Genomic DNA, 21896 nt, shown 5'->3' with positions numbered 1-21896 from the left:
AGGCACCAGTTGAGCCCCGCGTACCGGTGCCATTCGTGGTCAACTACCGATTGGATCGACCCATGACGACCGCGTTCGTGCTCGGGGGAGGCGGCGTGCTGGGCGCCGTCGAGGTCGGCATGCTCAAGGCGCTCTTCGAGCGGGGGATCACGCCGGAGCTGGTCCTCGGCACCAGCGTGGGGGCGCTCAACGGGGCGCTGGTGGCCGGCGACCCGACTCCCGCGGTGATCGACCGGCTCGTGGAGCTGTGGCGCGAGGCGGGCCAGACCCGCGAGGTGTACGGCGAGCGACCGCTCAAGACCGTACGCCGGGCGGTGTCCACCCGCACCCACATCTACTCGGCCAGCTTCCTGAAGAACCGGCTGCGCGACGAGCTCGGCGACGCCACCTTCGAGGACCTGCCGGTGCGCTTCCAGGTCTGTGCGGCCAGCATCGAGCGCGCGGCCGAGCACTGGTTCGACACTGGTCCGGTCGTGGACGCGGTCGTCGCGAGCGCCGCCGTACCCGGTCTGCTCCCGCCGGCCCGGGTCGGCGACGAGCACTACCTCGACGGCGGCATCGTGAACTCGATCCCCCTCGGGCGCGCGGTCCTGCTCGGCGCCACCCGCGTCTTCGTTCTCCAGGTCGGCCGCATCGACCGGCCGCTCACCGTGCCGACCAAGCCCTGGCAGGTGGCGCGGGTGTCCTTCGAGATCGCCCGGCGGCACCGCTTCCACCGCGAGCTGGCCGAGGTCCGAGAGCTCCACCCCGACGTGGAGGTCCACGTGCTGCCGGCGGCCGGCACGTCCGCCCGCGACGACTCGCTCTTCGCCTACCGCGACTTCAGCCGAGTGGTGGACAAGATCGACGCGACGTACGCCGCCACGCTGGCCCACCTCGACGCCGGCCCGACCGAGAGCGGAGCGCCGTGACAGGACCCCGCCTCCTGCGCAGGATCGTGGTCGCGCCCGCCGTCCTGCTGATCACCGCACTGGTCTGGGTGACTGCTCCGCTGTGGTTGATCGCCGCTGCCGCCCTGTCGCCGCGGCTCCCGGGACGCTGGCGGGCGCTGCGCCTGCTGTGGCTGCTCATCGGCTACCTCACCGTCGAGTCGGTGCTGCTGGTGATCCTGTTCGGCTACTGGCTGGCCTCCGGCTTCGGGCGGCGGATCCGGACGCCGTACTGGGAGGGCATCCACTACGACCTGGTGCAGGGCACGTTGTCGGTCTTCTTCCGCGAGGCCCGGCGGGTGCTCAACCTCGCCATCGAGACCGCAGGACCCACACCAGACGCGCACCCCGGCCGGCCGCTGCTGGTCTGCTGCCGGCACGCCGGGCCGGGCGACTCGTTCATCTTGATGTACGCCCTGATGCACGACTACGCGCGCGAGCCCCGGGTGGTGCTCAAGGACACGCTGCAGTGGGACCCGGCCATCGACGTGATCCTGAACCGGATCCCGGCGCGCTTCATCTCGCCCAACCCTGCCGCCGGCGAGGACCTCGAGAGCCAGATCACCGGGCTGGCCAGTGGTCTCGACCACAACGACGCGTTCGTCATCTTCCCCGAGGGCGGCAACTTCACCCCCGGCCGGCGCGAGCGCGGCATCCAGCGGCTGCGCAAGCTCGGCCTCGAGCGGATGGCCCAGCGGGCCGAGCAGATGACCAACGTGCTCGCGCCCCGCCCGGGCGGCTTCATCGCCGCCCTGGACGGGGCCCCCGACGCGGACGTGGTCCTCGTCGCGCACACCGGTCTCGACCACCTGCTCACCGTCGGCGACCTGTGGCGCGAGCTCCCGATGGACAAGCGGATCATCATGCGTTGGTGGACGGTGCCGCGCGCCGAGATCCCCCACGATCGCGAGCAGCGGATCGAGTGGCTGTTCGGCTGGTGGGAGCGCATCGACGCGTGGATCACCGACCACGCGCCGACGCCGTTGCCGCCGCGCTCCCGTCGGCGCTGACGACGGGTAACGCCCCCCGACCACGGGTAACGCCCCGCCGACCACGGGTAACGCCCCGCTGACCACGGGTAACGCCCCGCCGACCACGGGTAACGCCCCGCCAGCATCGCTCCTGCCCCGCTATAGCGGGGCGGGAGCAACCCTGACGGGGCGTTACCGAAGGGTCGGGCGCTACTTCTTGGACGCCTCGCCGTCGATCTCGACGACCTCGGCGGGCTCGTCGGGCGTGGTCGCCTCGTGCGGGGTGTCCGTCGCGTCGGAGAGGGCCTCGTCCGGGCCCGCACCGCCCTGGTCGTCGGTCTCGGCCTGTCCCGGGAGCGGATCGGTCAGCGGGTCGGCCAGCCCGTCGGCCGGGGAGGGCGTGGGGGTCGGCGGCGGCGGGGGCACGTAGGACGACTGCCAGTTGTCCTCCTCCGCGGTGCTGTTGCGCAGCTTGCGGAAGAGCAGCCCGCCGATGGCGGCAAGGGCACCGAAGAAGAAGAGCTTCTTCAGCTTGCCGCCGCCCTTGGGCTCGGGCTCGCCCTTCACCTCGGCCAGCTTGGTTGCGGCCAGCTCCCGGCCCTGGGCGGCCTGCTCGGCGGCAGCAGCAGCGCCTGCGAGGGCGGCGGCCTTCGCGGCAGCAGCGCCGGTGTGGGCCTTCTCGGCGGCCGTCTCACGCGCGTCGTGGAGCAAGGGCACGGCGCGATCGCGCGCGTCCTGCAGCAGGGGTACGGCGCGCTCGCGGGCGTCGGCGATCGCCGGCCCGGCAGCCTCCTTGGCCTGGTCGAAGGCCGACTCCAGCGACTCCAGCGCAGACTCCGCGAAGTCGGTGGCGTGGTCGATGAACGTCTTCTTCTTGGCGAAGGGCCTCGGCATGGTGGGTTCCTCTCAACGGTCGGAGGCTGAACGGGACTCCGTACGACATCTCCGTACCCATCTCACCACGTCGGACTCACCCGGACCAGGGTCCCACCCGCAGGGGTGGGGCGGACGCCCACGGGAGTCGGCGTACCTCGTCGGCGATTTCGGGTGGCATGGGAGGATCGGCGTGCTCACTGACCCACACGTGATCCGTGCGTGACCCCGTGTGTGACCCCGAACGTGAAAGGCACCTGATGTCGGACCTCAAGGCGACCCTGAAGACCAACCGGGGAGACATCGTCATCAACCTCTTCCCGAACCACGCCCCCAAGACCGTCGACAACTTCGTCGGACTTGCCGAGGGCACCAAGGACTACAAGGACGACGCCGGACGCTCCGGTGTGCCCTACTACGACGGGCTCGTGTTCCACCGGGTCATCAGCGGCTTCATGATCCAGGGCGGCTGCCCGCTCGGAAAGGGCATGGGCGGCCCGGGCTACACGTTCGACGACGAGATCCACCCCGAGCTGCGCTTCGACAAGCCCTACCTGCTCGCGATGGCCAACGCCGGCCCCGGCACCAACGGCTCGCAGTTCTTCGTCACCGTGGGCGCCACCCCGTGGCTCGACCGCAAGCACACCATCTTCGGCGAGGTCGCCGACCAGGCCTCGCGCGACGTCGTCGACGCGATCGCCGCGTCGCCCACCGCTGCCGGTGACCGGCCCCGCGACGAGGTCGTCATCGAGTCGGTCCAGATCGACCGGGCCTGACCCGCACGACGGTGGAGGCTGCTCGGAGGGGTCGGGCCGATGACTGAAGCGACGCCGTCGGGCCGACCACCCACCGGGGTGCCCACCTGCTACCGGCACCCCGACCGCGAGACCTACATCGCCTGCCAGCGCTGTGGCCGTTCGATCTGCCCGGACTGCATGCGTGACGCGGCGGTCGGCTTCCAGTGCCCGCAGTGCGTCGCAGAGGGCGCGAAGTCCACCCGCTCCGGCCGCACGGCGTACGGCGGCACCCGGTCCGGCAACCCGGCGCTGACCTCGATGGTGCTGATGGGGCTCAACGCGCTGGTCTGGGTGGCCATCAACGTCACCGGCGGCAACGGGAGCCGGCTGCTCGACGCCTTCGCGCTCACGCCCAACGGGCGTTGCCAGGCGCCGGACGGCTCCTACTACCCGGGCATCACCACTGAGGCGGTCTGCCGCACGGGCGGGGCCGCCCTGGACTGGATCCCCGGTGTGGACGACGGCGCCTACTGGCAGCTGATCACGTCCGCGTTCACCCACGTCGAGGTCTGGCACATCGGCTTCAACATGCTGGCCCTGTGGTTCCTCGGCCCGCAGCTCGAGGCGGTGCTGGGCCGCTCCCGCTTCCTTGCCCTCTACCTCGGCTCGGCGCTGACCGCGTCGGCCACCGTCTACTGGTTCTCCGACATGGCCGCCGGCACCCGCGGAGCGTCCGGTGCCATCTTCGGCCTGATGGGCGCGCTGCTGGTCATCGCCTACAAGGTGCGCGGCGACGTCCGCGGCATCCTGATGTGGCTCGGCCTCAACGTCGTCATCACGTTCACGTTCCCCGGCATCTCCTGGCAGGGTCACCTCGGCGGCCTGCTCGGCGGGCTGGTGATCGGCGCGATCCTCGTCTACGCGCCACGCGAGAGACGCACCCTCGTGCAGACGGTGGGCGTGAGCGCGGTGGTGCTGCTGACCGTGCTGGCGATCGTGCTGCGCAGCGCCACGCTCTAGCCCCAGAGCGGGACGGGTTTGGTCCGGGCTAGTTGATCGCCTCGGCGTAGGCCAGGTCGAGCAGACCGTCGTACGCCGGTGCCTGGACGAGGTTCTCGAGGGTGAGCTCCCAGCCGACGCTGATCTCGGGGTCGGCCGCGTCGACCTGGTAGCCCTGGACGACCGGGTCGTCCTGCAGGGCCTGGAACAGCGCGGTCTGGTCACCGACGGCGGCGATGACGTAGGGCTGCGGGTAGGGCACTCCCTGCAGCGTGACCGAGTTGCCCTCGCACTTGATGCCGGTGGTGCTGATCACCCGCTGACCCTGCACCGTCACGGCGGTGGCGCCACCGCTCCAGAGCGCGTTGACGACCGCCTGGATGTCCTGCTGGTGCACGACGAACGGGTTGAGGTCGTCGGTCGAGAGCGCGTTGATGTCCTCGATGGGGGCGTCGGACAGCGTCACGGTGACCCCCGGCCCGTTCACCGGCTCGAGGCCGGCCGCCCCGCGGAGCTGGTCGGCCTGGCGCCGGGTCTCGTCGGCCTCCTCGTTCTGCACCCCGGCGGTGAGGGTCTCGACCTCGGCGGTGAGGGCGGCGACCTGCTCCTGCTGGGCCTTGACCCGACGGCTCTCGTTGTTCACCAGGGAGGCGAGGTCGTTGTAGCGGCCGGGCCGCAGGTCGGTGCCGCCGCTGCTGTTCTCGCTGACGATGAGCAGCACCGACCCCATGAGCAGCACCAGCGCGGTGCCGACGCGCCACGGGCCGGGCAGCCGCCAGCGCCAAGCGGGCGGGCTGGCTGGGCTGGGCGGGTTGTCTGCGGGACCGCCGACGGGCCCATCACTCATCGGCACGGACACGACCCTTAGGCTAGACCGGCGCCGTCCACGATCACGGATGGGCGGCGCGTCACACCGAGATGCAGGAGTGCACGTGGCCAGGACCGACTCTTCGAAGGAGTACCGCGACCCCACGGCGGGTCCGACCTTCTCCGTCCGCTTCGTGATCGCGCTCGTGCTGATGGCCCTTGGCATTGCGTGGATCGCCTACTACTACCTCGTCGTCCGCGTCGACCCCTCGATCATCCCCGCCCCGGAGGCGGGCGGTCCGAAGCTCTTCGAGACCCTGACCGACTGGAAGGGCTTCAACTGGAACTACGTCGGCGGCTTCGCCCTCGTGTTCATCGGGCTCGCGCTGACCGCGCACCCCTCGACCCCGCTCGGCCGCGGCCGCGGCGTCGTGGTCGGGATGCTCGGCTGCTTCCTCATCGGGCTGATCTGGATCTGCACGTACTACGTCGTCAGCGACGACCCCAACCCGCCGATCCCGGTCCTCAACGACCTCGGCAACTACAACCTCGTGGTCGGCATCGCCTTCATGGCGGTGGGCTTCACCTTCGCGACCCGCTGGGAGTGACGAAGCAGCCGATCGCGAGTAACGAGCGGTCGGCGTCGCGCAGTCAGGTCGAGCAGCCCCCGCGGGTGAGCTTGCGAACCCGCGATCAGGGGCGGTGTCGAGACCCGGTGAGGTGACCGCCGCCGGCAGGGACGCCAAGGGTGGTCTCGACTGATCGCTCGCTGCGCTCGCTGCTCGACCACCGGGGGCGGCGCTCGCTGCTCGACCACCGGCCCGCAGCGGTCGCGGCTCGACCACCGGGGGCGGCGCTCGCTGCCCGACCGCCGGCCTGTTTGCACAGGTGTGCATAAGTCTGTGGAGAACTACACGGGTGTAACTCGTCCACAACATTGTCCTCAGGTGTGGAAGACGCCCGGCTCAAGGTGTCTGGCCGATCGACGGGGACGCACCCGGCGAGGGGGACTCCGTGGGGACCGTGGGGGACTCGGTGGGACTCGCGGTCGGCGGCGGGGGCTCGTAGGCCGACACCACGATCAGCACCGACGTGCCCTTCGCGGCGGGGTTGCCCGACGCCGGGTTCTGCTGGACGACGGTGCCCTTCTCCTCGGTGGTGTCGGTCGTGCTGGTGACCTGCACCTCGAAGCCGGCGTCGCGCAGCGCGCGGGTCGCCTCCCCTTGGGTCATGCCCACGACATCAGGGACGTTCTCGGGGCCGTCGGAGAAGAAGACCGTGACGACCGTGCCCTCCGGCACCTCCTGGCCTGCTGCCGGCTCGGTGCGCAGCACCTGGCCCTGGGGCTCGTCGGACTCCTCCTGCTGCATCTTCACCCGCAGGTTCGCTCCTGTGAGCGCGCCACGGGCAGCCTCGCGCTGCTGCCCGACGACCGACGGGACTGCCACCATCGGCTTGCCGCTGGAGACCACGAAGTCGACCTCGGAGTCGGGCGCCGCGAAGGAGTCGCGGTCGGGCTGCTGCGAGATGACCTCGTCCTCCTTGGCGTCCTCGTTGGGCTCGTAGCTCACGTCGCCGACGATCAGCCCTGCGTCGAGGACCGCGTCCTCCGCCTGCGCCTGGGTGAGGCCGATCAGGTTGGGCACCCGCACCTCCTCCGGGGGTTGCTCGAAGAGGAAGTTCTGCATGAGGTACGCCGCGCCGGCGAGCAGCGCCACGACGAGGAAGCCGACGAGGAAGTACATCGGCGCCCGGCTGCGCTGGTCGCGCGGGTCGTAGTCGTCGATGTCGTCGTACTGCCCCCGCGGTCCGCCCTCGTGCGGCACGTAGGGCGGCGGGACGGCCGGCCCCGTCGAGGTGCGGGTCCGGTCGTCGGACGGCGTGGTGGGCAACACGGTCGTCATCGAGGTCGGCACGACCGGCGCCTGCACCGGGCGGCCGGTGAGGTAGCGCTCGATGTCGTTGCGCATCGCCGCGGCCGACTGGTAGCGGTCCTCGACCCGCTTGGCCAGCGCCTTCATCACGATGGCGTCCATCTCGGGCGTGACCTCGGTGTCGTAGTCCGACGGAGGCTGCGCGGGCTCCCGCACGTGCTGGTAGGCGACGGCCACGGGGGAGTCGCCGACGAACGGCGGCCGGCCGGTGAGCAGCTCGTAGAGGAGGCAGCCGGTGGAGTAGACGTCGGAGCGCGAGTCGACGGTCTCGCCACGGGCCTGCTCGGGGGAGAGGTACTGCGCGGTGCCGACGACGGCAGCGGTCTGCGTCATCGACGTCGAGGCGTCGGAGACCGCGCGGGCGATGCCGAAGTCCATCACCTTCACGTCGCCCGACGGGGTCAGCATCACGTTGCCCGGCTTGATGTCGCGGTGGATGATGCCCGCGCGGTGGCTGTAGTCGAGCGCGGACAGCACGCCGGAGGTGATCTCGAGGGCACGCTCGGGGAGGATCTTGCGACCCTCCTTGAGGATCTCGCGCAGGGTGCGCCCGGCGACGTACTCCATGACGATGTAGGGCTGTGCGACGTCGGTGCCGTCGGTCGCCATCTCCTCGCCGGTGTCGTAGACGGCGACGATCGCGGGATGGTTGAGCGAGGCCGACGACTGCGCCTCCCGGCGGAAGCGGGCCTGGAACGTCGCGTCGCTGGCGAGGTCGGTGCGCAGCCGCTTCACCGCCACCGCGCGGCCGAGCCGCTTGTCGACCCCCTTGCGCACCTCGGCCATGCCGCCGCGACCCAGCAGCTCGCCGAGCTCGTAGCGTCCACCGACCACGGTCGGGCCTCGCCCCTGCGTGGGCCCACTCGTGGAGTCACTCATCGAAGAACCGCCTCCATCACGGACTTGGCGATCGGGGCACCCAGCAGGTTGCCGCCGATCTCGGGCTGGGGGTTGGCGCTGGCCTCCACGAGCACGGCGACGGCCACCTCCGGGTCGAGCGCGGGCGCGAACGCCACGAACCAGGCGTACGGCGGCCGGTCCTCCGCGCTCTCCGCGGTGCCGGTCTTGCCGGCGACGGCGATGCCCGGGATCTGCGCGTTGGTGGCGGTGCCCTCGTTGACGGTGTTGACCATCATCCGGGTGAGCTCGGCGGCGGTGGCCGGCTCGACGGCCTTGGACAGCTCGCGCGGCTCGGTCTTGTCGAGCACGTCGAGCTCGGGCGAGGTCACCTCGTCGACGAGGTAGGGCTTCATCACGATGCCGCCGTTGGCGATGCCCGCCGCGACCATGGCCATCTGGAGCGGGGTGGCCGCCACCTCGAACTGGCCGATGCCCGACAGCGCGGTCTGGGGGCGGTCCATGCCGGCGGGGTAGCGCGACTCGGCCTGCAGCGGGAGGTCGTCGAGGTACACGCTGTTGAAGCCGAACGCCTCGGCCTGGGCGTGCATCTTCTCCGCGCCGAGCTCGTCGGCGATGGCCAGGAACGAGGTGTTGCAGGAGTTCTCGAGGGCCTGGGTGAACGGGATCCTGCGGGTGCCGCAGTCGCGGCCGCCGTTGTCGATGACGCTGTCGCTCTCAGGCAGCTGATAGCTCGCGCCGCCGGGCACCATCGCGTCCGCGGTGGTGTAGAGCCCGTTCTCGATCGCGGCCGCCGCGGTCACCAGCTTGAAGGTGGAGCCAGGAGGCAGCGTGGTCCGGATCGCCCGGTTGACCAGCGGCTCCCGTTCGTCGGCCTCGAGGCGCTTCTGCTCCTCGATCACCGCGGCGAAGTCGTGCGAGGCCAGCAGGTTGGGGTCATAGCTCGGCGACGACGCCATCGCGAGGATCTTGCCGGTGGACGGCTCGATCGCGACGACCGCGCCCTCGGTGCCGGCCCCGAGGGCCTGGAGACCCTCCCACGCAGCGGTCTGGGCAGCGGGGTCGATGGTGAGCTGCACCGACCCGCCCTTGGGGGAGGCGTTGCCGGCCAGGTCGACCAGCTGCGTCACGAAGAGCCGCTCGTCGTCGCCGGAGAGCACGGAGTTCTGGGAGCGCTCGAGGCCGGTCTGGGTGAAGTAGGTGAAGGCGCCGGTGATCGGTGCGTACTTGAACGGCTGGGTGTAGACCCGCTGGAACTTGTAGCGGTCGTCGACCGGCCTGCTCTCCGCGATGGTCTCGCGACCGACGAGGATCGCGCCGCGCTCACGGGAGTACGCCGCCTCGATGATGCGCCGGTTGCGTGGGTTGTCGTTGAGCTCGCCGGCCTGGACGTACTGGAGGTAGGTGGCGTTGGCCATGAGTGCCAGGAAGAGGACCAGGCAGAAGACGCTGATGGTGCGGATGGGTTTGTTCACAGCTTGATCACCTGCGTCGTCTCGACGTCGGCGTCGTCGCCGTCGAGCGCCGGGACCGGGCGGCGGGCCTGGTCGGAGATGCGCAGCAGCAGGGCGACGATCACCCAGTTGGCGACCAGGGACGAGCCACCGTAGGAGAGGAACGGCGTGGTGAGACCGGTCAGCGGGATGAGCCGGGTGACCCCGCCGATGACAACGAAGACCTGGAGGGCGAAGACGCTGCCGAGACCGACGGCCAGGAGCTTGCCGAACCCGTCGCGGCACACCAGCGCCGCGCGCAGCGCGCGCTCGACGATGATGCCGTAGAGCAGGACCACCGCGATGACGCCGGTGAGGCCGAGCTCCTCGCCGATGGCGCCGATGATGAAGTCGGACTCGGCGTAGGGGATCCGTTGCGGCTGGCCGCCGCCGAAGCCGCGGCCGACGAGACCGCCCCAGCCCATGCCGAACATCGACTCGACCAGCTGGCCGCTGCCGGGCGTGTCGTCGAAGTAGCGCATCGGGTCGAGCCAGATGTCCACGCGCGTCCGGACGTGGCTGAACTGCAGGTAGCCGAGGAACGCACCCGCTGCGAAGAGCAGCGAGCCGACCAGCAGCCAACCAGGACGCTCGGTGGCGACGTAGAGCATCACCAGGAAGAGCCCGAAGAAGAGCAGCGAGGAGCCCAGGTCGCGCTGGAAGACCAGGACGCCCAGGCTGACCAGCCACATCGCGAGGATCGGGCCCAGGTCACGGCCGCGGGGCAGGTCGATGAAGAGCAGCCGGCGTCCCGCGAGCGCGAGGGCGTCGCGGTGGACGACGAGGTAGCCGGCGAAGGCGACGACGAGGAGCACCTTGGCGACCTCGCCGGGCTGGAAGCTGAAGGGCCCCAGGCTGATCCAGATGCGGGCGCCGTTGACGGTCGTGCCGAGTCCCGGCAGGAGCGGCAGCAGGAGCAGGAGGATCGCACCCAGGCCGGCGGTGTAGGTGAAGCGCTGCAGGGTGCGGTGGTCGCGCAGCACGATGAGCGTGAGGATGAAGAGCACGACGCCGAGCGACATCCAGGTGAGCTGCTGCTGGGCGAAATCGTGCTGCTTGTCGGGGATGTTCTCGTAGGCCAGGTCGAGGCGGTGGATGACCGCGAGCCCGAGCCCGTTGAGGGCGGCGACGACGGGGAGCAGCACGGGGTCGGCGTACGGCGCCACGATGCGCACCACGATGTGCGCGGCGACGATCAGGGCGGCCAGCCAGCCGCCGTACCCGACGATGCCGGCCGGCACCTCACCCTGGACGCCGAGCCCGACCGCGGCGTACGCCCCCACCCCGACGGCGAGCGCGAGCACGAGCAGGAAGAGCTCGGCCCCGCGACGGCGGCGGTGCACGAACCCCATCAGCGCGCCCTGCTGCTGGGTCATGAGGCGCCGTCCTGGACAGACTCCCCGGCGGGGTCCGTCGGCGGTGTCTCCTGGGTGTCGGCGAGGTTCTCGACCGTCTGCTTGGCGTCGTCGTAGGAGTCGGCGTCGATGCCTTCGCGCACCTGGCCGGCCTGGTACTCCGAGAGCAGGTCCAGCGACACGTTGGTCGACTCGTAGGGGTGCGAGAGGTCGACACCGGGCAGGTCGGCGTTGAGGCCGCGGTAGATCATCACCACGTCGTTGCCGTCGGCGTCGGTCCCGGAGCCGACGTAGTACTGGTCCTGGCTCCATCCCCACGCGATCGCCGCGCCGATCCAGACCAGGCCGACGAGCACGGCGAGGACGAGGAACCGGCGCAGCCACGCGAAGCGCTCGGGCGGACGGGGCGCGTAGCGCACCTGCTCGGGGTCCACCGGGTCGGCCGCGATGGCGTAGCCGACGCCTTCAGGGATCTCGGCCTGGACGGGCTCGAGCTCGCCCGTGTCGCCCGCGCGGTGGCCGCGGAACAAGCTGCCCACCCCAAGCCCACCCCGCCCGCCCGCGCCCAGGCTGCTGCGGCCGCGGCGCGGCAGGTCGGCTGCGGAGCCGACGAGCAACGGGGCGGGCGGCTGGTCGTCGTCGCCCTCGGTCGGCGCGTCGGCCGGGACCGCCTCCGCGACGATGGCGGTGACGTTGTCGTTGGACCCGGCCTCGAGCGCGGCGCGGACCAGCTCGACCGCGGCGTAGTCGGGGTTGCCGCTGCCGAGGATGTCGGCGATCCGCGCGTCGGTGAGGGAGAGCACGCCGTCGCTGCAGAGCAGCACGCGGTCGCCCGGCACGAGGTCGACGTGGAACAGGTCGGGCTCGACCTCGTGGACGCTGTCGATCGCCTTGAGGATGAGGTTCTTGTGCGGGTGGGTCCGCGCCTCCTCCGGCGTGATCCGCCCGTCGTCGATGAGGGTCTGGACGAAGGTGTGGTCGGTCGTGACCTGGTTCAGCACGCCCTCGTGGAGAAGGTAGGCCCGGCTGTCGCCGACGTGGCCGAAGGCGAGCCGCTGCCCGTCGAAGAGCGCCACGATCGCGGTGGTGCTGGTGCCGTTGAGGGAGGAGTCCTGGTCGACCAGCTCGCCGATGCGGTCGTGCGCGCGGTGCAGGGAGCCCGCCACCTGGGCGAGAGCCGCCTCGGAAGCGGCTTCCTCGTCGTGGGCCTCGGGCGGAGGGGCGTCGAGCTTGCGGATCTCCTGGATGGCCGTCGCCGAGGCGAGGTCGCCGCGCGCCGCACCGCCCACCCCGTCGGCGACGGCGAGCAGCCAGGGACCGGCGTACCCGGAGTCCTGGTTGTCCTTGCGCACTCGGCCGACGTCCGAGATCGCCGAGAAGACGAGCTTGAGATCAGGCAACGCTATTTCCTGAGCTCGAGGATGGTCTTGCCGATGCGGACCTGGGTGCCGAGGGAGATGGTGGTCGGCTGGGTGATGCGGGCCGTGCCGACGTACGTGCCGTTGGTCGAGCCGAGGTCCTCCACGAACCACTGGTCGCCTGAGGCGGCGATGCGGGCGTGCCGGGTCGAGACGTAGTCGTCGTCCAGCCGGATCGCGGCGTCGTTGCCGCGGCCGATGAGCAGCGGCGCCTCGTCGAGCTCGGCGCGCTCGCCGGCGTTGCCGCCCTCGACCACCAGGACGTGCGTGGGCGCACCGCGGCGGCGGCCCGGCTTGGCGGCCCTGCCGGCCTTGCGCGGCGCGGGACCGGCGGCACCGCGAGCAGCCTCGGGGACGCGGGCGCCGAACATGTCGGAGCGGATCACCGAGATCGCGGAGAGGACGAAGATCCAGAGGATCGCGAGGTAGGCGAAGCGGATCAGCAGCAGCGTCAGCTCAGACATCGGCGTCGCCTGCCTGTCCGGACTCGGTGACCACCACGGTCATCGTGGTCTTGCCGATGGTCACCTGGCTGCCGTCGCCGACGGCGACGTTGGTGACCCGGTGGCCGTCGACGGTGATGCCGTTGGTCGAGCCCAGGTCACGCACGTTGAGCCGCAGCGCACCGTCGCGGGTCATCGCGACGGCGAACTCCGCGTGCTGACGGCTCACTCCCGGGTCGTTGATGCGCACGTGCGCCTCGGAGCCGCGGCCGACGATGATCCCCGGCGGCCGCAGCGGGTGGCGGGATCCGTTGACGTCGAGGTAGGCCCGGGTCGTCCTGATCATGCCGGTGTCGTAGGTCTCTTCGCCGGTCACGCTGGCGGTGGCCTTGCTCCGGATGCGGAACCGGCCGGTGGACAGGTCCTCGGCGGCCTCGTAGTGGATCGCGACGGGACCCGGGAAGACATAGCTCTGCTGCTCGGCGTACTGCTCCAGCGCGGCGCTCATGTCCTTGGCCATCGCGTTGTCGTACGGCGCCAACCGTTCGAGGTCGGTGTGGGACAGCTCGACGTGGAAGTCGTTGGGCACCAGGCGGCGGTCACGGCTGAGGATCTGCGCGTTGTTGTCGACCTCGCGCTGCAGGGCCGCGGAGATCTCGACCGGCTGGACGGCGCTGCGGAACGCCCTCGCGAAGACGCCCGAGATCATGTTCTCCAGGCGACGCTCGAAGCTCTGCAGGACACCCACGACGCCACCTCCTCCGCTCGTCCGGTCCGATCCAGTCCAGGTCGGGTCCGTACGTCGATCGGCAGGTGCCGTCGCAGGACCCTCCCCCGAGTCGTCCCGATGCTATCGGGGGTGCCCCGTCCCGCCTGGCACCCGCACCGGTGCCCCGGTGGTCGGGGACGAGCGAGATCGGCGGTCGAGGAGGTCGTGCGACGGCCGTCACGAGACCCGGCGAGGCGACCGCCACGGCGACTTGGGACCCCCGAAGTCGCTGGGATACCCTGAGCCCGCTTCTCGCGCGAGTGGCGGAATAGGCAGACGCGCACGGTTCAGGTCCGTGTGTCCGAAAGGACGTGGGGGTTCAACTCCCCCCTCGCGCACCAGCCGAAGGGCCCCGGGTCATCGACCTCGGGGCCCTTCGCCGTTTGGGAGGTCGAGTGCTCAGGTCGCTGCCATGGCGACCACCTGAGCACTCGACCTGGCGCAGACCGGTCACGCCGAGGCCGCAAGGGGGCGGCGCCCGGGGTCAGACCACCTCGGCGTGCCGCCACCACCGCACCGTGACGGCGGAGGCGGCGAGCGCGACGGCCGGCACGACGAGCAAGCGGGCTGGTGGGACCGCCGGCATGCCGGCCTGGTCACCCATCGCCCACACCGCGGGCACCGACCACGGCCACCACCCACCGGCGGAGACGATCGTGGCGACCTGGGCCAGCACGACGAGGACGAGCAGCGCGCCGACGGCTGCCAGGTAGCCGCGGCCGATGCTGGCGGCGAGCGCCACCGGGAGGGCGAGCAGCCCGGACATCACGGCCAGGACCAGCACCCGGGCGACCGTCTGCCTCTCGCCGTCGCTGGGCATCCCGAGCCCGGTCGCCAGCCCGAGCAGCCCGGTGAAGGACACCGCGGCGAGACCGACCCCCGTCGCCCAGAGGGTGAGCAGGACCAGCTTGGCGCGCGTCACCGCGTAGCGGGGCGTCGCGGAGGCGTAGAGCGACACCACGGTGCGGTCGGCGTACTCGCGTCCGAAGCACCACCCGACCACGATGCCGACGCCCAGCACGCCGGCGGTGGCGTAGATCTGCACCAGGCCGCCCAGGTATCCCGTCCAGCCGTCGCCCGGGAGCATGGCCTGGGCCTTCAGGGTCGCGGGGTCGTTGCCGCCGCGCTCGGCCGCAGCGAGGAACCCCCGCGCCATGGCGGCGGGCACCAGTGCCAGCGCGAGCGTGGCGACGAGCACCACGCGCGATCGCCGCAGCTTGAGCACCTCCACGTCGTACGCCGGGCTCACGTGACCGCCTCCTTGCTGTGTGGTTCGGCCACGTCTCTCGCGGCCTGGTCGGCGGCGTGCACCATCCTGAAGAACGCGCGCTCCAGGTCGACGCCGTGCGGGTCGAGCTCCCCGACGATCGCACCGGCGTGGATGACGCTGACGCGGTCGGCGATCCTGGCCACCTCGTCGAGGTGATGGCTGGAGACCAGCACGGCCCCGCCGTCGCGCGCGACGCCGAGCAGCAGCTCCCGCAACAGCGCCACGCCTGACGGGTCGAGAGCGTTGGTCGGCTCGTCGAGCACCAGCAGCCGCGGACGGTGCGCCAACGCGCTGGCCAGTCCGACCCGCTGCCGGTTGCCCAGCGAGAGCGTGCCCGCGCGTCGCCGGGCCCAGGGCGCGAGCTCGAGCGCGGCGACGACGTGGTCCACCGTCGGTCCGACCCTGCTGCTCGGGACACCATGCAGTCGGGCCGCCGCCCACAAGTTCTCGCGCACGGTCAGCTCGGGGTAGGCGAAGGGCGTGTCGATGAAGTGGCCGACACGGCTCCAGACGTCGGCGTCGGCGTCGGCGACCGGCACGCCGAACAGACGCACCGTGCCGTCGTCGGGTCGCAGCATGCCCAGGGCCGCGCGCATGAGGGTGGACTTGCCGGCGCCGTTGAAACCGATCAAGGCATGCACCTCACCCGGAGCCACCTGCAGGTCGACGCCGCCGAGCACCGGCAGGTCGCGGAACCGGTGGCTGAGTCGGCGGAGCTCCAGCGCGCTCACAGCGCCTCTCCGTCGACCACGGCGAGGGCGGCGCGCAAGCGGGAGCTCATCGGCGTCTTGTCATCGGAGAGGGACCACTCCTGCAGGGCCACGGTGAGGGCGGCCAGGACGGCGGCCGCGGCGACCCGCGCAGCGAGCTCGTCGGCGCCGTCCTCGCGCAGCACTCCGACGATCGCTTCGCGGGTCGCCTCGGTGTTCGCGTACATGCCCATGCGAAGGGTTGGGTGCTGCGAGGCGATCCGGACCCGCCGTCGTACGTCGTCCGCGGGGACGTCGACGTGGTCGAGCGCGGCGCGCAGTCCGTCGCACACCCTGGTGAGCGGGGGGAGTGAGGCCTCCGTGGCGGCGACGGCCCCGGCGATGGCCGGGTCGAAGCCGTCGTCGAGGACGACCGCGTCCTTGGTCGCGAAGTGGCGGAAGAACGTCATGTGGCTGACGCCGGCCGCGCGGGCGATCTGCTCGACCGTGGTCTCGTCGTAGCCCTGCTCGGCGAACAGGCCGAGGGCGGTCTCCTGGAGGAGCGCCCGGGTGCGGGCTGAGCGGCCAGTAGTCACGGGTGAATGTTAGTCACTAACACTAAGATCCTGCAAGACCCAGGCCCTCCCTTGCCGGGCCACAGGCTCCTGACAGGTTCGCGGTCCACCGTGTCGTCATGGACACCGAGCCGACCCGTGACCCGAACCAGGCGACGCCCGAGCCGCTGGCTTACTCCTACGCCGCGCCGCCACCGTCGGTCGGCAACCGGCGCAAGACGTGGGTGCGCGTCGGCGTCGCGGGCGGCATCGCCGCCCTCGGCCTGACGGCCGGCGGCATCGCGGTCGCGACCGCCGACGACGATGGCCGCGCTGGGCCGGGTGAGCGCGGGCTCTTCCGGGCCGGCGGGCTCCTCGGCGAAGACCTGGCCGAGCGGTTGGCCGAGGAGCTCGGCGTCGACCAGGACGAGGTCGAGGACGCGCTCGACGACGTTCGTGAGGAGTACGGCCCTGAGTTCCGCGACAAGTTCCGCGACAGGTTCCGCGAGGACCGGGAGCAAGGCGAGCGGCCCGCCCCGCCGACCGAGGCCGAGATCGAGGAGCGCCAGGACGCCTTCGCGACCGCTCTCGCCGAAGCCCTCGATGTCGACAAGGCCGACGTCGAGGCTGCGCTCGAGGAGATCAACGCCGACTTCCAGGCAGCGCTCGAGGAGCGTCTCGCCGACGTGCGCGAGGAGGCCAGGGCCGACCTGGTCGAGCGCCTGGACGCCGCCGTCGAGGACGGCACGCTCACCGAGGCCGACGAGGCGTCGGTGCTGAAGGCCTACGACGAGGGCGTCATCGGCGGACCAGGTGGCCTCATGATGGGTGGCGGCCCGTTCGACCTCGGCGGTCCCATGGGTGGCCATTTCGGCGGCGGGATGTCCGACGGGGACGACGAGCAGCCGTCGACCAACAGCTGAGGCGCGCCCGTCTGCGTGCCGAGCAGGCCGCGCCTCATGAGGCGATGTCGGGCGTCTCGTCCGTGTCGGACTTGGCTGCGGTGCGGGCGCGGCTCTCGGCCCGGCGCTCCACGAAGCGCGTCGCCTGGGCGTCGAGACCCTCCAAGAAGGCCGCGAGCTCGTCGCGGGCCTGCTCGCCCACGCTGGTGAAGTTGTCGCGGTCGAAGATCTCCCAGTGCCGCAGGATCGGCATGATCACGTCGTCGTGGTGCAGCCGGAGGTCGTAGATGCCGGCCTTGGCGATGATCATCGAGCTGCGCCGGAAACCGGCCATGGTCGCGCCGGGCATCTCGAAGCCGATGACCTCGTCGGCGATCGCCCGCATGGTCTCGTCGGGGGCGATCTCCAACGCCGCCGCGACGATGTTGCGGTAGAAGACCATGTGCAGGTTCTCGTCCTTGGAGATGCGGGCGAGCATCCGGTCGGCGATCGGGTCCTGGGTCACCTTGCCGGTGTTGCGGTGCGAGACCCGGGTGGCGAGCTCCTGGAAGGACACGTAGGTCACGGCCTCCAACGACGTCTTGTCGCCGGAGTCGTAGCCGGACGTCATGTAGTCCATCCGGGCGCGCTCGAGCTCGACCGGGTCCACGCCGCGGGTGACGACGAGGTAGTCGCGCATGGCGATGCCGTGCCTGTTCTCCTCGGCCGTCCAGCGTCCGACCCAGGTGCCCCAGGCCCCGTCGCGACCGAACCGGGTGGCGATCTCGCGGTGGTACGACGGCAGGTTGTCCTCGGTGAGCAGGTTGGTGATCATCGCGGCCTTGGCGGTCTCGGACAGCCTCGACTGCTCCGGCGCCCAGTCCTCCCCGCCCAGGAAGGCGAAGTCGCGACCCTCGCTCCACGGCACGTAGTCGTGCGGGTGCCACTCCTGCGCCATGCCCAGGTGGCGGTCGAGGTTCTCAGCGACGACGGGTTCGAGCTGCTCCAGCAGGTGGTTCGTCGTGCTCACGGGTGCTCCCTCGCTCGGCTAGTCAGCGAGCGTACGCCCCATCCGCGCGAGCAGCCGCTCCTGCCGCGGCGCCCCTGGCGACGCCGGGATCGCCGGCTTGCACGCGCCCTGCGAGTAGAGGTTGTCACCCAGGGTGTCGACGCTGCGCTCGAGGTCGTCCATCTCGGTCTCGATCCGCGTGTCCCGCCACCCCGCCACCCCGACACCCGCCACCCTGCCTGGCGGGCCTAGGTCGCGATTGAAAGAATCCGACACGTGCCCGCCCGGCCGATCGACCCGGAGGTGCCCGCCCACCTGCGGGACGCGCAGGGTTTCAGCCCGCCGATCCACCGCTACGAGCCCTCCGAGGACCTCGCGACGCTCGTACGCCGGCACTGGCTGCCGGTCTGGGACCTGGCCGACGACCGCGAGACCGTGCAGCGGGTGCTGCAGTACCCCGTGCCGGTCCTCGTGGTCGGTCCGGAGAACGCCGTCCTCAGCGGCCCGCGCACCGGCCTCTCGACCCAGCGGCTGGCCGGTTCGGGCTGGGCGGTCGGCGTCCTCTTCCAGCCCGCGGCCGGCTTCCTGCTCACCGGGCGACCGGTGCGCGAGCTGCTGGACACCGTCGTGGACGCGAGCACGGTCGCCGCTGTGCACGACAGCGGTCTGGTGCCGGCGCTGCGCGAGGTCATGGGCCGCGACCCCGGCGACGCCGCCGCCCGCCAGCGAGCGGTCGCGCTCGTCGAGGCGACGCTCCGGGCGCTGCTGCCGGTCGACGAGGAGGGCCTGCTGGTCAACGACCTGCTGCAGCGCGTCGAGGACGACTCCGACCTGCTGAGGGTGGACCAGCTCGCCGACGGCCTCGGCATGAGCGAGCGGACCCTGCAGCGGCTGTGCTCCCGTCGTATCGGCATCGGCCCCAAGTGGCTGGTCCAGCGGCGGCGGCTCCAGGAGGTGGCCGAGCGGCTCGCGCGCGACGGGACACCCGACCTCGCGGGCGTGGCCGCCGACCTCGGGTACGCCGACCAGGCGCACCTGACCCGCGACTTCCGCAAGGTCACCGGCCTCACGCCGGGCGAGTACGCCGCCGAGCCTCGTCCGCCCGCCGTGGGCTGACGCCGAGGGCCGACTAGGACACGTCCTGGCGGAGGGCGCGCAGGATGCCCGGCCCCGCGGCCAGGGCAGCCCAGCCGGCGAGCACCAGCGCGGCGGCGTACCACGACAACCGGACGTCGTCGGGCGAGGACCGCACGGTGTTGACCACCGCCTGCGTCGCCTCGGAGGGCAGGTAGGGCGCGACGTGCTCACGTCCGAAGTCGGTGGCCTTGATGGCGAAGCCCAGCACCGGCTCGACGATCCACGCCACCCCGACGCCGATCATCAGCGCGGCGACCTGGTTGGGGATCAGGATGCCGAGCCCGAGGCCGATGAGCGCCCACAGGCCGAGCACCAGCAGCGAGAGGGCCAGCGTGCGCAGGATCTCCGTCGACGGGAAGGGGTCCTCGCCGCGCAGGTTGAGCACCAGCGCTCCCACAGAAACCGAGCCGACCAGGCTGAGCAGTCCGTAGCCGCCGCCGATCACGAGGAGCGCGAGCACCTTCGCGAGCATCGCCCGGGCCCGCTTGGGCACGGTGAGGAACGTGGAGGTGATCGTCTTGTGGCGGTACTCCATGCCGATGCTGAGCACCCCGATGCACAGGAGCAGCAAGTAGGCGAAGCCGAGACCGCCGGTGTAGACGCTGTTGGCGATCTGAGTCGCGTCGCCGGTCGGCACTCCGCCCGGCCCACTTGCGGTCTCCAGCAGCGACTCGGAGGTGTAGAGGATGCCGAACAGCAACGACAGCCCCGCGCCGAGCACGAAGACGCCGATCGCCATCCCCCACCACAGGCGGGTGGTGAAGAACTTCAACAGCTCCGCGTGCACGCTCGCCAGCATCACGCCACTCCTTCGGTCGGGCCGGGCCCGAGGTTGCGGTTGGTCCCCGAGGTGAGCTCGAGGAAGAGCTCCTCGAGGTCGGCCGCCTTGCGGCTCAGCTGCCACACAGGGAGCCCGGCCTCGTGGGCGGCCTCGCCCACCAGCCGCAGGTCTTCGGTGCCGACGACGAGCTCGCCGTCACTGCCGGGCGTGGCCGTCAGCCCGCGGCCGGCCAGCGCCTCGGAGAGGCGGGCGGGGTCCGGCGTGCGCACGACCGCACCACCGCCGCCGCGCATGTCGGCCATCGCGCCCTGCTTGACCAGGACGCCGTTGGCGATGATCACGACGTCGTCGACGGTCTGCTCGACTTCCTGGAGGAGGTGGCTGGAGACCAGGATCGTCTTGTGCTGGTCGGTGCTCAGGTGACGCAGGAAGCCGCGCAGCCAGTGGATGCCCTCGGGATCGAGCCCGTTGGCGGGCTCGTCGAGGATGAGCACGCCCGGGTCGCCGAGCAGGGCGGCGGCGAGGGCGAGCCGCTGCCGCATGCCCAACGAGTAGGTGCCGGCGCGGCGGCGCGCGAAGGCGGGGATACCGGTCATCTCCAGCATCTCGTCGACGCGGGCGATGGGGATGCCGGCGGCGGTCGCGAGCACGCGCAGGTGGTCGCGACCCGAGCGGCCCGGGTGGAAGTTGGTCGCCTCGAGGGCGGCCCCGACGGTCCCCAAGGGGTCGGCCAGGTCCTGGTACGCCGTGCCGTCGATGGTCGCGCTGCCTGACGTCGGACTGACCAGCCCGAGCAGCATCCGCAACGTGGTCGTCTTGCCGGCGCCGTTGGGCCCCAGGAAGCCCGTGATGCGACCCGGCTCGACGGTGAAGGTCAGGTCGTCGACGGCCACGAAGGAGCCGAAGCGCTTGGTCAGACCCGTGATCTCGATGCGTCCGCCGGAGGTCATGGCGCAATCGTTCCACCCCGGCGGGTGGGTCTCGACGACCGGGTCACCGCGGGGTCAGACCGCCCAGCGCACGGCTTCCTCGACCGAGTCGGCCAGTGGCGAGATGCCGCGCAGGTCGGGCCGAGACGCGAGCAGCGCGCTCACCCGGGAGGCGAAGCGCACCGTCGTCTCGGTGCGGCGGGCCTCCCAGCGCTCGAGGTCGACGTCGATCACGCCCTCCCCAAGACGATGGAATCCCTGGTCGCCCGGGTGACATCTCTGTTACGCCTGTGACGCGCGCTGCATGACGCGCTCCATGACGCGCTTTGTGACGGGCTCGTGACCTGCGGCCCGTAGGGTTCGCCGCGTGAGCCGCCGGACCAAGTCGCGCCTCGTCCTGGTGCTGCTCGTCCTCTTCCTCAACTTGCCGCTGGCCCACTCGACCTGGACCCGCTACCGCGTGCAGAGCAGCGGCGAGCAGGTCACGGCCACGGTCGTCGAGGACGAGGTGCTCGGCGACGAGTCGGACCCGGCCTACTGGATCCGCTACCGGCTCCCCGAGTCCGCGGTCCGCGACGGCACCGACGATGCCCTCCTCGAGCAGAACCGTGAGGTCACCCGCGAGGCGTACGACGAGGCCGTCTCCGCGCAACGGATCGGTGTCCGGGTCCTCGACGGCCAGCCGCTGACCTCGCGGGCCGCCGGCCAGGTCACGGCGTACGCCGGGCTGTGGTTCACCCTGGTTGCCGATCTGCTGCTCCTCGGCTTCCTCTTCGTGCTGTGGCGGTTCGGACGGTTCGGCAGGCCCGAGCTGCTGCGCCTCGAGGCGGTCGGCGACGTGCGTACGTCGTCGGGTGAGCCCGCCGTCGTCGACGAGGACGACACCGGCGTCATCGAGGTGACCGGCGACGTCGTCGAGGTCACCGACCACGACGTCCTGCTGCTCGCCGGTCGCCGCCGGGTGGTGGTGGTGCTCGACGGACGCGCCGTGCTGGCCGGTCCCGGCGAGCGCGCGACCGCCCGCGGGCGGCTGCTGGTCTGAGCCGGACCGGGTCCCGGG

General features: G+C 71.4%; 24 protein-coding genes and 1 tRNA gene. 9 read left to right on the top strand and 16 right to left on the bottom strand.

Annotation, left to right across the window (positions count from 1 at the left end):
- The first annotated feature begins 62 nt into the window (after positions 1-62).
- Both ABD295_RS19300 and ABD295_RS19295 read left to right on the top strand, forming a co-directional pair.
- A complete protein-coding gene (locus ABD295_RS19300; protein ID WP_344305442.1) occupies positions 63-911 on the top strand; it encodes a patatin-like phospholipase family protein in 849 nt (282 codons plus the stop codon).
- Positions 908-1939 (top strand): lysophospholipid acyltransferase family protein, encoded by a 1032-nt coding sequence (locus ABD295_RS19295; protein ID WP_344305441.1) that lies wholly within the window; start codon positions 908-910, stop codon positions 1937-1939. The genes ABD295_RS19300 and ABD295_RS19295 overlap by 4 nt, the downstream gene beginning before the upstream one ends.
- A gap of 171 nt (positions 1940-2110) precedes the next feature.
- Here ABD295_RS19295 and ABD295_RS19290 read toward each other — a convergent pair whose 3' ends face one another.
- Positions 2111-2794, bottom strand: a complete 684-nt coding sequence (locus ABD295_RS19290) for a hypothetical protein (protein WP_344305440.1) — start codon at positions 2792-2794, stop codon at positions 2111-2113.
- Positions 2795-3033: 239 nt separating this feature from the next.
- Here ABD295_RS19290 and ABD295_RS19285 point away from each other — a divergent pair, with 239 nt between their 5' ends.
- Complete coding sequence (locus tag ABD295_RS19285; protein WP_344305439.1) at positions 3034-3549, top strand: peptidylprolyl isomerase; 516 nt, start codon at positions 3034-3036, stop codon at positions 3547-3549.
- Between the two features lie 39 nt (positions 3550-3588).
- The gene (locus ABD295_RS19280) at positions 3589-4530 is read left to right on the top strand and encodes a rhomboid family intramembrane serine protease (protein WP_344305438.1); all 942 of its coding nucleotides are present in this window, start codon (positions 3589-3591) and stop codon (positions 4528-4530) included.
- Between the two features lie 28 nt (positions 4531-4558).
- Here the strand turns inward: ABD295_RS19280 and ABD295_RS19275 are convergent, their stop codons facing one another.
- Positions 4559-5368 carry a DUF881 domain-containing protein gene (locus ABD295_RS19275; RefSeq protein WP_344305437.1) on the bottom strand — a complete coding sequence of 270 codons (810 nt, stop codon included), beginning with the start codon at positions 5366-5368 and terminating at the stop codon, positions 4559-4561.
- Between the two features lie 73 nt (positions 5369-5441).
- On the opposite strand from ABD295_RS19275, the gene ABD295_RS19270 reads away from it, so the two are divergent.
- Positions 5442-5924 (top strand): cell division protein CrgA, encoded by a 483-nt coding sequence (locus ABD295_RS19270; RefSeq protein WP_344305436.1) that lies wholly within the window; start codon positions 5442-5444, stop codon positions 5922-5924.
- Positions 5925-6281: 357 nt separating this feature from the next.
- Here the strand turns inward: ABD295_RS19270 and pknB are convergent, their stop codons facing one another.
- The 6 genes from pknB to ABD295_RS19240 are packed head-to-tail and all read right to left on the bottom strand — an operon-like array spanning position 6282 to position 13565.
- Positions 6282-8129 (bottom strand): Stk1 family PASTA domain-containing Ser/Thr kinase, encoded by a 1848-nt coding sequence (gene pknB / locus ABD295_RS19265; protein WP_344305435.1) that lies wholly within the window; start codon positions 8127-8129, stop codon positions 6282-6284.
- A complete protein-coding gene (locus tag ABD295_RS19260) occupies positions 8126-9583 on the bottom strand; it encodes a peptidoglycan D,D-transpeptidase FtsI family protein (RefSeq protein WP_344305434.1) in 1458 nt (485 codons plus the stop codon). The genes pknB and ABD295_RS19260 overlap by 4 nt, the downstream gene beginning before the upstream one ends.
- Positions 9580-10977 carry an FtsW/RodA/SpoVE family cell cycle protein gene (locus ABD295_RS19255; protein ID WP_344305433.1) on the bottom strand — a complete coding sequence of 466 codons (1398 nt, stop codon included), beginning with the start codon at positions 10975-10977 and terminating at the stop codon, positions 9580-9582. Before ABD295_RS19255 ends, ABD295_RS19260 begins: the two co-directional genes overlap by 4 nt.
- The gene (locus tag ABD295_RS19250; protein ID WP_344305432.1) at positions 10974-12356 is read right to left on the bottom strand and encodes a PP2C family protein-serine/threonine phosphatase; all 1383 of its coding nucleotides are present in this window, start codon (positions 12354-12356) and stop codon (positions 10974-10976) included. Before ABD295_RS19250 ends, ABD295_RS19255 begins: the two co-directional genes overlap by 4 nt.
- A gap of 2 nt (positions 12357-12358) precedes the next feature.
- A complete protein-coding gene (locus ABD295_RS19245; protein WP_344305431.1) occupies positions 12359-12838 on the bottom strand; it encodes an FHA domain-containing protein FhaB/FipA in 480 nt (159 codons plus the stop codon).
- Positions 12831-13565: an FHA domain-containing protein gene (locus ABD295_RS19240; protein WP_344305430.1), complete on the bottom strand. Its 735-nt coding sequence runs from the start codon at positions 13563-13565 to the stop codon at positions 12831-12833. Before ABD295_RS19240 ends, ABD295_RS19245 begins: the two co-directional genes overlap by 8 nt.
- A 275-nt stretch (positions 13566-13840) precedes the next feature.
- Between ABD295_RS19240 and ABD295_RS19235 the strand changes: the two genes are divergently transcribed.
- Positions 13841-13927: transfer RNA gene (locus ABD295_RS19235), tRNA-Leu, on the top strand.
- Between the two features lie 143 nt (positions 13928-14070).
- On the opposite strand, the gene ABD295_RS19230 is transcribed toward ABD295_RS19235, so the two are convergent.
- The 3 genes from ABD295_RS19230 to ABD295_RS19220 are packed head-to-tail and all read right to left on the bottom strand — an operon-like array spanning position 14071 to position 16141.
- Positions 14071-14835 carry an ABC transporter permease gene (locus tag ABD295_RS19230; protein WP_344305429.1) on the bottom strand — a complete coding sequence of 255 codons (765 nt, stop codon included), beginning with the start codon at positions 14833-14835 and terminating at the stop codon, positions 14071-14073.
- Positions 14832-15587 (bottom strand): ABC transporter ATP-binding protein, encoded by a 756-nt coding sequence (locus ABD295_RS19225; RefSeq protein WP_344305428.1) that lies wholly within the window; start codon positions 15585-15587, stop codon positions 14832-14834. Before ABD295_RS19225 ends, ABD295_RS19230 begins: the two co-directional genes overlap by 4 nt.
- The gene (locus tag ABD295_RS19220) at positions 15584-16141 is read right to left on the bottom strand and encodes a TetR/AcrR family transcriptional regulator (protein ID WP_344305427.1); all 558 of its coding nucleotides are present in this window, start codon (positions 16139-16141) and stop codon (positions 15584-15586) included. The genes ABD295_RS19225 and ABD295_RS19220 overlap by 4 nt, the downstream gene beginning before the upstream one ends.
- A gap of 98 nt (positions 16142-16239) precedes the next feature.
- Between ABD295_RS19220 and ABD295_RS19215 the strand changes: the two genes are divergently transcribed.
- On the top strand, positions 16240-17022 hold the full coding sequence (locus ABD295_RS19215; RefSeq protein ID WP_344305426.1) for a hypothetical protein: 783 nt from the start codon (positions 16240-16242) through the stop codon (positions 17020-17022).
- A gap of 34 nt (positions 17023-17056) precedes the next feature.
- On the opposite strand, the gene ABD295_RS19210 is transcribed toward ABD295_RS19215, so the two are convergent.
- Positions 17057-18010, bottom strand: a complete 954-nt coding sequence (locus ABD295_RS19210; RefSeq protein ID WP_344305425.1) for an acyl-ACP desaturase — start codon at positions 18008-18010, stop codon at positions 17057-17059.
- A gap of 18 nt (positions 18011-18028) precedes the next feature.
- Positions 18029-18208 (bottom strand): hypothetical protein, encoded by a 180-nt coding sequence (locus ABD295_RS19205; RefSeq protein WP_344305424.1) that lies wholly within the window; start codon positions 18206-18208, stop codon positions 18029-18031.
- A 57-nt stretch (positions 18209-18265) separates the two neighbouring features.
- Here ABD295_RS19205 and ABD295_RS19200 point away from each other — a divergent pair, with 57 nt between their 5' ends.
- Positions 18266-19105, top strand: a complete 840-nt coding sequence (locus ABD295_RS19200; RefSeq protein ID WP_344305423.1) for a helix-turn-helix domain-containing protein — start codon at positions 18266-18268, stop codon at positions 19103-19105.
- Positions 19106-19118: 13 nt separating this feature from the next.
- On the opposite strand, the gene ABD295_RS19195 is transcribed toward ABD295_RS19200, so the two are convergent.
- Genes ABD295_RS19195 through ABD295_RS19185 form a run of 3 tightly spaced genes read right to left on the bottom strand, consistent with a single transcriptional unit; the run spans position 19119 to position 21070 of the window.
- The gene (locus ABD295_RS19195; protein ID WP_344305422.1) at positions 19119-19925 is read right to left on the bottom strand and encodes a hypothetical protein; all 807 of its coding nucleotides are present in this window, start codon (positions 19923-19925) and stop codon (positions 19119-19121) included.
- The gene (locus ABD295_RS19190; RefSeq protein ID WP_344305421.1) at positions 19925-20857 is read right to left on the bottom strand and encodes an ABC transporter ATP-binding protein; all 933 of its coding nucleotides are present in this window, start codon (positions 20855-20857) and stop codon (positions 19925-19927) included. The genes ABD295_RS19195 and ABD295_RS19190 overlap by 1 nt, the downstream gene beginning before the upstream one ends.
- A 54-nt stretch (positions 20858-20911) precedes the next feature.
- Positions 20912-21070 (bottom strand): hypothetical protein, encoded by a 159-nt coding sequence (locus ABD295_RS19185; protein ID WP_344305420.1) that lies wholly within the window; start codon positions 21068-21070, stop codon positions 20912-20914.
- 133 nt (positions 21071-21203) lie between these two features.
- On the opposite strand from ABD295_RS19185, the gene ABD295_RS19180 reads away from it, so the two are divergent.
- Positions 21204-21878: a hypothetical protein gene (locus tag ABD295_RS19180; protein WP_344305419.1), complete on the top strand. Its 675-nt coding sequence runs from the start codon at positions 21204-21206 to the stop codon at positions 21876-21878.
- Positions 21879-21896 lie beyond the last annotated feature (18 nt).

This window comes from Nocardioides bigeumensis (assembly GCF_039531755.1).
Taxonomy (GTDB): domain Bacteria; phylum Actinomycetota; class Actinomycetes; order Propionibacteriales; family Nocardioidaceae; genus Nocardioides; species Nocardioides bigeumensis.
The sequence above is the reverse complement of the archived record's forward strand: the minus strand, read 5'-3'. Positions and strand labels throughout refer to the sequence as shown.